At 52.8% G+C, this 8,039-nt stretch carries 6 protein-coding genes and 1 pseudogene; 4 read left to right on the top strand and 3 right to left on the bottom strand.

The window, feature by feature from the left end:
- Positions 1 to 1,242 (top strand): ribonucleoside-triphosphate reductase, adenosylcobalamin-dependent (nrdJ, locus tag H6F43_RS15890; RefSeq protein ID WP_190343699.1); only part of this gene is annotated, 1,242 nt, incomplete at its 5' end.
- 174 nt (positions 1,243 to 1,416) lie between these two features.
- Here the strand turns inward: nrdJ and ftsH are convergent.
- Both ftsH and H6F43_RS15900 read right to left on the bottom strand, forming a co-directional pair.
- Positions 1,417 to 3,357, bottom strand: coding sequence for an ATP-dependent zinc metalloprotease FtsH (gene ftsH, locus H6F43_RS15895; RefSeq protein WP_190343700.1), 1,941 nt, complete (start codon positions 3,355 to 3,357; stop codon positions 1,417 to 1,419).
- A gap of 288 nt (positions 3,358 to 3,645) precedes the next feature.
- Positions 3,646 to 4,974 (bottom strand): ATP-binding protein, encoded by a 1,329-nt coding sequence (locus H6F43_RS15900; RefSeq protein ID WP_190343701.1) that lies wholly within the window; start codon positions 4,972 to 4,974, stop codon positions 3,646 to 3,648.
- Positions 4,975 to 5,211: 237 nt separating this feature from the next.
- Between H6F43_RS15900 and H6F43_RS15905 the strand changes: the two genes are divergently transcribed.
- From H6F43_RS15905 to H6F43_RS15915, 3 genes are all read left to right on the top strand, one after another.
- Entirely contained in the window at positions 5,212 to 5,394 is a 183-nt protein-coding gene (locus tag H6F43_RS15905) for a hypothetical protein (RefSeq protein ID WP_190343702.1), read from the top strand.
- A gap of 82 nt (positions 5,395 to 5,476) precedes the next feature.
- Complete coding sequence (locus tag H6F43_RS15910; RefSeq protein ID WP_190343703.1) at positions 5,477 to 6,694, top strand: AI-2E family transporter; 1,218 nt, start codon at positions 5,477 to 5,479, stop codon at positions 6,692 to 6,694.
- 75 nt (positions 6,695 to 6,769) lie between these two features.
- Positions 6,770 to 7,531, top strand: coding sequence for an HAD family hydrolase (locus H6F43_RS15915; RefSeq protein WP_190343704.1), 762 nt, complete (start codon positions 6,770 to 6,772; stop codon positions 7,529 to 7,531).
- A 39-nt stretch (positions 7,532 to 7,570) separates the two neighbouring features.
- Here the strand turns inward: H6F43_RS15915 and H6F43_RS15920 are convergent.
- Positions 7,571 to 8,039 (bottom strand): annotated as a pseudogene (locus H6F43_RS15920) (aldo/keto reductase); the annotation flags it as partial.

Genomic DNA, 8,039 nt, shown 5'->3' on the forward strand with positions numbered 1-8,039 from the left:
TACGCACCGGAAGCGATCGCCCGCTCTAATGCTGATCTGCTGACAACCGCTGAACTAAGATCTGAGTTTTTGCAGCAGTATGTATTAGGAAACGCTCAAACTTGGCTGCAAGAAAAGTTTCCTAAAATCACGGCTGATGAAATTGAACATCGCCTACAGCGCTACGGTCTGAACCCATGTGGGGAAATCTTAGGAAGTGATTTTCACTGCAATTTAGCAGAAGTGCATCTCAATCAGCTTGATCCATTTAACTATCAGGAACAAGCTGAAGCATTTACGGCTGGAGCGCTTTCAGTTGCCGCACTGCTAAACCATCAGTTTGGCGAGCCGCGCTACCAAAAATCGCGGGAGCTAGACCCGATCGTCGGTGTTTCCTTTACGGGGCTATTTGACTTCTTTGTTCACGCCTTTGGCGTTGAGTGGTTGCGGTGGTGGGAGGCAGGCAGACCCAATACTGTTTTTGGGCTGGAGTTTAAGCAGCGGGAGCAAGAATACTTGACCCGCTGGCGGGAAATTGTCAACCTTGCCGTGTGGGAGTATTGCGATCGACACGGACTCAAGCGCCCCAACCGCTGCACTACGGTTCAGCCAGCAGGCACGAAGTCCTTGCTCACCGGAGCCAGTGCTGGTTGGCACCCGCCCAAAGCGCAGCGCTATATCCGCCGGATCACGTTTCGTAAGGGCGACCCGGTTGCAATGGCGTGTCTCGACTACGGCTACAGCGTCGTGCCGTCTCAGTCTGATAAAGATGAGCAGGGCAATTTGCTGAACGACCCGTTTGACTCGCGCTGCACGGAATGGCTGGTTGAAATTCCCGTGGAGGTGCCGTGGGCAAACTTACCTGGAGCGGATGAGATTGCGATCGAAGCCTTCTCTGCGCTTGCCCAGTTTGATTTCTACATGCAGGTGCAAACCCATTACACCACGCACAACACCAGCGCCACGCTAGAGCTAACCGAGGCAGAAATTGAGCCGCTGGGTCAACGCATTGCGCAGGCGATCGCCAACGATGAAGGCTATATTAGCGCGGCGCTGCTGGCTCGATTTGACGCGCCGTTTCCGCGTTTGCCGTTTGAGAAGATCGACAAAACCACGTTCGATCGACTTCAGCAAGAGGTGCACGATCGACGGCGCACTACGGACTTTTACGCCGCCATCAATCGCTATGACTCAGGCTTCAGCCTTACCGAAGGTCCCGCAGGCTGCGACAGCGACAAGTGCTTGATGCCAGAGAAGAAGTAGACGCTAATGTAGGGCAAACGCACCATTTAGGTGCGTTTGCCTTGATAAATGGTGTTAGATTGCAGTTTAAATGCGCTTGCTTTATCAAAACTTGCTGTGTAAATAAATAGCGATCGCCCCATCTAAGGAACGATCGCCACTGGCTATTTGGCACTCAGATTTTTTGCACCCAGGCTACGCCAGCGTTGCCTGCATTAACGAAGTTCCCTCTGGCAAGTTACCTGTCATCAGCCAAGAGGTCATCTCATCTGGCACGATCGCCTGATTGAGCTTTGCTCGCAGCGTGTCCCCTTCCAGAACCTCCTTGGTCAGAAGCTCCTGCGCCGTCGTTTCTAGCAGATCGCGGTTCTGGTTTAGGATTGCCAGCGCCATATGGTGAGCGCGATCAACGATGTCTTTGACTTCGCGATCGATCTCTTCGGTCACTTTGGGACTGACGGCGCGACGCGGAGAACTGTAGCCGTCAAGAAACTGCTGCTGCGGTTTCTCGAACGCCACAGGACCGAGATAGTCACTCATGCCGTAGAGCGTTACGGTCCGCTCAGCAAGGTCGGTTGCCTTCTGAATATCGTCGCTGGCTCCCGTCGAGACGATGTTGTTGAAGATGAGTTCTTCTGCCGATCGTCCGCCTAACAGCGTTGCAATCCGTCCGCGAATCTCGTCTTCTGCCATGAGGAAGCGGTCCTCTTCCGGCAGTTGCAGCGTGTAGCCCAATGCACCGACGCCACGCGGCACGATCGAGATTTTCTCAACTTTGCCCGCTCCCGGCATCAAGGCACCCACGATCGCGTGACCAACTTCGTGGTAGGCAACGCGCTTCTTCTCCTGCTCGTTTAGAACCCGAGATCGTTTCTCCAGTCCAGCAATGACGCGCTCGATCGCTTCGTTGAAGTCTGCCATTAGTACAGCTTGGCGATTGTTGCGGGCGGCTAGCAGCGCTGCTTCGTTCACCAGATTCGCGAGGTCTGCCCCAGCAAATCCAGGTGTCCGAACGGCGATCGTGGCTAGATCGACATCCTCTGACAATTTGACCGTGCGAGCGTGGACGTTCAGGATAGCTTCGCGTCCGATCTTGTCGGGACGATCGACCACAACTTGGCGATCGAAGCGACCGGGACGCCGCAGTGCTGGATCAAGCACCTCCGGACGGTTCGTCGCCGCAAGCAGAATCACGCCCGTGTTCGCGTCGAAGCCGTCCATCTCGGTCAGGAGCTGATTGAGAGTTTGCTCACGCTCGTCGTTGCCGCCGAACATGCCGCCCTGACTGCGGGACTTGCCTAAGGCATCTAGTTCGTCAATAAACACAATGCAGGGAGCCTGCTGGGTTGCCTGCTGGAACAAATCGCGCACGCGAGACGCTCCCACCCCAACAAAAAGTTCGATGAACTCCGAGCCAGAGATGCTGAAGAACGGCACGCCTGCTTCTCCCGCGATCGCCTTCGCCAGCATCGTTTTACCCGTTCCCGGCGGACCCACTAGCAGCACACCCTTGGGAATCTTTGCGCCTAAGTTTGTGTACTTCTCGGCATTTTTAAGGAAATCCACAATTTCTTGCAGTTCTGCCTTCGCTTCATCAACTCCGGCAACGTCGTTAAATTTCACACCCGTTGTGCCTTCGGAGTAGATGCGGGCTTTGCTTTTACCGACTGTTAGAGCGGCAGGACCGCCACCTCCACGACTCAGTAAAAATCTCCAAATGCCGAAGAAAATCAGCGGTGGAACCACCCAACTCAGCAGAGTTCCAATCCATCCGCTGTTGTTCGGGGGTGGTGCCCCAAATTCGACGCGGTTCTCTCGCAAAATTTTTGGCAAGTCCAGATCGAGCGCCACCGGCATAGTCTCAAACACTTGCGAACGCTGCCCATCTACCGTAGGCGTGTTCGGGTCCGGCTTTAGCGTGAACTCGATGCGATCGCCCCCGACGATCGCTCGCTCCACCTTACCCGCCTGCACCTGCGCCACAAAGTCGCTGTAAGCAATCTGCGGCAAGCGGGAACCAAAACTTGGCACCACAAAATTCAGCAACAGGAGGAGCGTAAATAAAATCAGCAAGCCACCTCCAAACTGCCTTGGTCGAGGCGTTTTAAGGCGCTTGTTGTTTGTGTCTACAGGCATTTCGGATAGCTCCTTGTGATCGCTATTAGCTGTTGGCTGTTAGCTAATCGCCAATGGCTAATCGCTAATAGCTGTATTGGTCTATCGGTATTGTAAAGAATTCGTTGCGATCGCTTGGAGTCGGGATTCACCCCCCTCCTAGACGGTTGACCGTACCCAGCACGTAGGAGTTCTATTAGCCGACAAACAATAGTCCGTCAGAGGATTCATGGGTTCCCCAAATTTGCAGAACCCAGTTCTAGATTGTTTCGAGGGTTTTCAATCCATCACAACAGTCTTGACAGACTCCTAGCGAATTGCCAACAGCGGCGTACCTGTATGCTGCTGCAGCGGAAGCTTGATTTGAAACGTTGTTCCCTGTGTAGATGTCGAGAAGCAGTTCAGTTGACCACCATGTTTCTCCACCACGATCTCGTAACTAATCGACAGACCCAATCCAGTTCCTTTGCCGATCGGCTTGGTCGTAAAGAAGGGATTAAAGATGCGATGTTTGACCTCTTCTGGCATTCCAGGTCCGTTGTCTGAGATCTCAATCAGCACCCACTCTGAATCCACTAACTGCGTTTTAATCCGAATACAGGGATTAAATGGCAAGCGATCCGGCGATCGGATGTTGCTTGAGTTTTCCACATCTGCTACTCCGCTCTCTACGGCTTCTTCTAATGCCTCAATGGCATTGCTGAGTAAATTCATAAACACTTGATTCAACTGCCCCGCATGGCACTCAACTAAGGGAAGCTTGCCAAACTCTTTCACAATTGGAATCGTAGGACAGTGAGATTTTGATTTAAGGCGATGCTGCAAAATTAAAAGAGTGCTCTCAATACCTTCGTGAATATCAGTTGGCTTCATTCCCGCTTCGTCTAGGCGAGAAAAGTTGCGCAGAGACAAGACAAGCTGACAGATGCGCTCTGTGCCAACCTGCATTGACGATACCGTTTTGGGTAAGTCCTCGCTGAGAAACTCTAACTCGCCGTCGTCGATCGCTGCCCGAATTGCAGCAGTTGGCTGTGGGTAAGCCTGCTGATAAAGATGAAGCAGATTCAGCAGTTCTTGAATGTACTCATGGGTATAGGCGAGATTGCCGTGAATGAAATTGACCGGATTATTAATCTCATGAGCAATGCCTGCGATGAGCTGCCCCAAACTCGACATCTTCTCGGTTTGCACAAGCTGAAGCTGGGTCTGCTGAAGCTGCTGTACCGCTTTTTCGAGTTTCTGGTTTGCTGCCTCTAGCTCTGTAGGGTTGGGCAGCGCCAAGGCTTTAGGAATCAGCGGGATTAGCTCTAGAGCTGTCAGCACGGAGATGCCTGCGGTAAGTGCTTTAAGGAAGCCAGCAAGCCAGTAGGTTGGATGCCAGAGCGTCCAAATATCCATGACGTGTCCGGCTCCACAGGCAACAATAAAAGCACCGAACATACAGAATATCCAGTTGAAGGGAATGTCCTTTCGCTTATGGATAAAGTACATCAGCGTAATGGGGATCGAGAAATACGCAAGGGCGATCGCCGCATCTGAAATAATGTGCAGCCAAACCAACGTTGGCTTCCATAGATAGCAGTGTCCGTGGGGAATAAATCCTTGAGGACTCAAGAGGCGTCCCAATGACTCCAGCATGGCAACTCCTATAAATTGAGCGGGGTAGGATACAGCGAATAGCACTTGACAGACAACTCTTAAACGACTAAGCAGCGATAGCTAAAGATTGCCCAATTTTCGTAGCAATCTCAGCGGTATGCTTGAAAATGTGCTAACTGCTGAGCGTCTTCTGCGCGAGATTATCTGTTAGGCACCAGATCGACCGTCCGACGCCGTTTTCAGCTGTATGCCGAATTACGTTTACCGACTGGACTCATGACTGGATTTGTGCTCAAGATCGGCATTCTATCTCTGCTGGTGTCGATCGCCATTAAATACGGCGGTCCGTATTTACCCATTTCGGGGAATACTTTTCATGCACTTGTTGCGGTATTGTCACCTAGCATACTGCTAGCGCTGCTGCTGGGCTGGCGATGGCAGCGAAGCGAGAAATTATGAATGATGAATTCTGAATGTTGAATTAAAAACACAATCCATACTTCATAAGTCCTAATTCAAAATTCGCCTCTCGGAGTTCACTGTGAATATTGGTCAATGGATCGGCTTCCTAGCGCTGTTGGCGTCCCTCTATATCCTGTGGGAAATTCGCCAAGTGCTGCTGCTGGTGTTTGCGGCGATCGTTCTAGCAAACAGCCTGAATTTACTGGCGCAGCGGTTCCAGCGAGCAGGACTTAACCGAGGACAATCGGTGCTGCTTGCGGTAGGTTCCTTTCTTGCCGTCATTGGGGGCTTCGTCTGGTTAATCGTGCCGCCGTTTGCCTCTCAGCTTCAAGAACTCATCGTGCTGATGCCAAAGGGTGTCGATCGCGCAGATGCCTGGGTCAATAACATGATCAAGCTGGTGCCGAGCCAGTTTAGCCCCTATTTACCGGATATTAACAGTCTGGGACAGCAGGTCCAGCCAGTTATTAATCGACTGCTGGGCGGGTCGCTGGCGTTTTTCTCAAGCTCTTTGGGCGTCGTCGTCAATCTCTTGCTGGTATTGGTGCTGGCGCTGATGATGCTGGTGAATCCGCTGGCCTATCGGCGGGTGTTCATTCGCCTGTTCCCGGCGTTCTACCGTCGCCGAATAGATGAAATCTTGCACGAATGCGAGTTTTCGCTAGGACGCTGGATCGGAGGAGCACTGATTAGCATGAGCGTTGTCGCTGTGCTCAGCAGTACAGGACTTGCGCTCATTGGCGTTCGGGCAGCGCTGGCACAGGGAGTGTTGGCAGGGTTGCTCAACTTTATTCCGAATATTGGTCCTACATTGAGCGTGGTGCTGCCAATGTCGATCGCCGTGCTCGATGCCTTCTGGAAACCGTTTGCGGTTCTCGGTCTTTATTTTGTGATTCAGCAGTTTGAAAGTAATCTGCTAACGCCCTATGTGATGGCGCAGCAGGTTGCTCTTCTACCTGCGGTGACGCTGCTGGCGCAGGTGTTCTTTGCCACAATCTTTGGCTTTTTGGGACTCGCCCTCGCGCTGCCTCTTACCGTTGTTTCGCAGATTTGGATTCGCAAAGTGCTGCTGGAAGATGTTATGGACCACTGGGGTGGGCGCGATGTGGATGTGTCGGACGTGAATGAGCATCCCAACGAGCCAAACGGAAATACTCCAGATGCTGAACCTAAGCACCAGCGCCGAGTCGGTTCGCTCACGGCTCCAGCACCAGACCCAGCAGATGAGCGTGCTACCGATCCGCTAGATCCATCGCGAACGGTGCCGATCGACGACTTACCTCCCAAAAACTTATAGTTCGCGCAGCCTCTGGATTTTCTAGAATTCCTACGTTCTAATTAACATCATTCAAACTTCATCATTATTTCTCCTATGCCCTCGCTTCAAGCCCTCATCTTTGACGTAGACGGTACGCTAGCAGACACTGAGCGCCACGGACATCGTGTGGCATTCAATCGCGCGTTTGCTGAGGCGAATCTGGACTGGAACTGGTCTGAGCCGGACTACGGGGAACTTTTAGAAATTGCTGGCGGCAAGGAACGAATTCAGTTCTACCGGAACCGCGATTACCCCACGTTTCAACCCGACGCGGATCTCAAAGACTGGGTGGCAGATCTGCATCGTGCCAAAACGCGGCACTACAAGCAACTGTTGCAAGACGGCATTATTCCGTTGCGTCCGGGCGTTGAGCGCCTAATTCGGGAAGCACGCGATGCGGGGGTCCGATTAGCGATCGCCACAACCACCACGCCTGAAAATGTCATCGTTCTGCTAGAAATGACGCTAGGACCTGACAGCCCCTCGTGGTTTGAGGTCATTGCCGCTGGTGACATGGTACCTGTGAAAAAGCCTGCCCCGGATGTGTATCACTACGTTTTGCAGGCGATGCACCTCGCGCCGGATGAGTGCTTAGCGCTAGAGGACTCCTACCAGGGATTGCAGGCGGCGATGCAAGCTGGAATTCCTACCTTAATTACGCTCAACGACTACACGCGCCAGCACGACTTCACAGGCGCGGTGCTCGTGGTTGATCACCTAGGAGAACCGGATCTGCCGTTTCAAGCGATCGCTGGCTATCCCAACCATGCCACGCTAGTCAATCTGGAACTAGCGCGATCGCTGCTTTCTAAGTAAGGCGACAATCTCTTCAAGACAGCCAGTAATCGCCATCAGCTACGTCCAAGCGCGAAAAAATGTGGTCTCGTTCCAGGTTTTAGCGGTGCGCTGCTCGATCGTCGCCATGTCTTGCTCACTCAGCGGTTTAAACGCCTGCGCCACACTAACATTGTGCTCAAGTTGTGCCACTGTTTCTGCTGCAATCACACAGCAGTGTACACCCGGCAGTGACAGCGTGTAGCCCATTGCCTGATGCATTCCATCTAGAGCACCAGAGCTAAAGAGCCGACCGTAGGCAGGCACCTTCATGGCAATGACGCCCACGTTTTTCTCGCGTGCCACAGGAAGTACCGCGGCAAACGGGCGCGGATGGTGTTTGTCGGCGGCATTCAGCGAGATCAACGTAGTGTCAAAGGCATAGCGCCGTAATCCCTCCGCAATTACCGCGGGGTCGTGGTGCCCTGTGATACCGCTAAAACGAATCAGCTTTTGCTGCTTGGCTTCTTCGATCGCTCGCATGGCTCCG

Source organism: Leptolyngbya sp. FACHB-36 (assembly GCF_014695955.1).
In the GTDB taxonomy this organism is placed as follows: Bacteria; Cyanobacteriota; Cyanobacteriia; order Leptolyngbyales; family Leptolyngbyaceae; genus FACHB-36.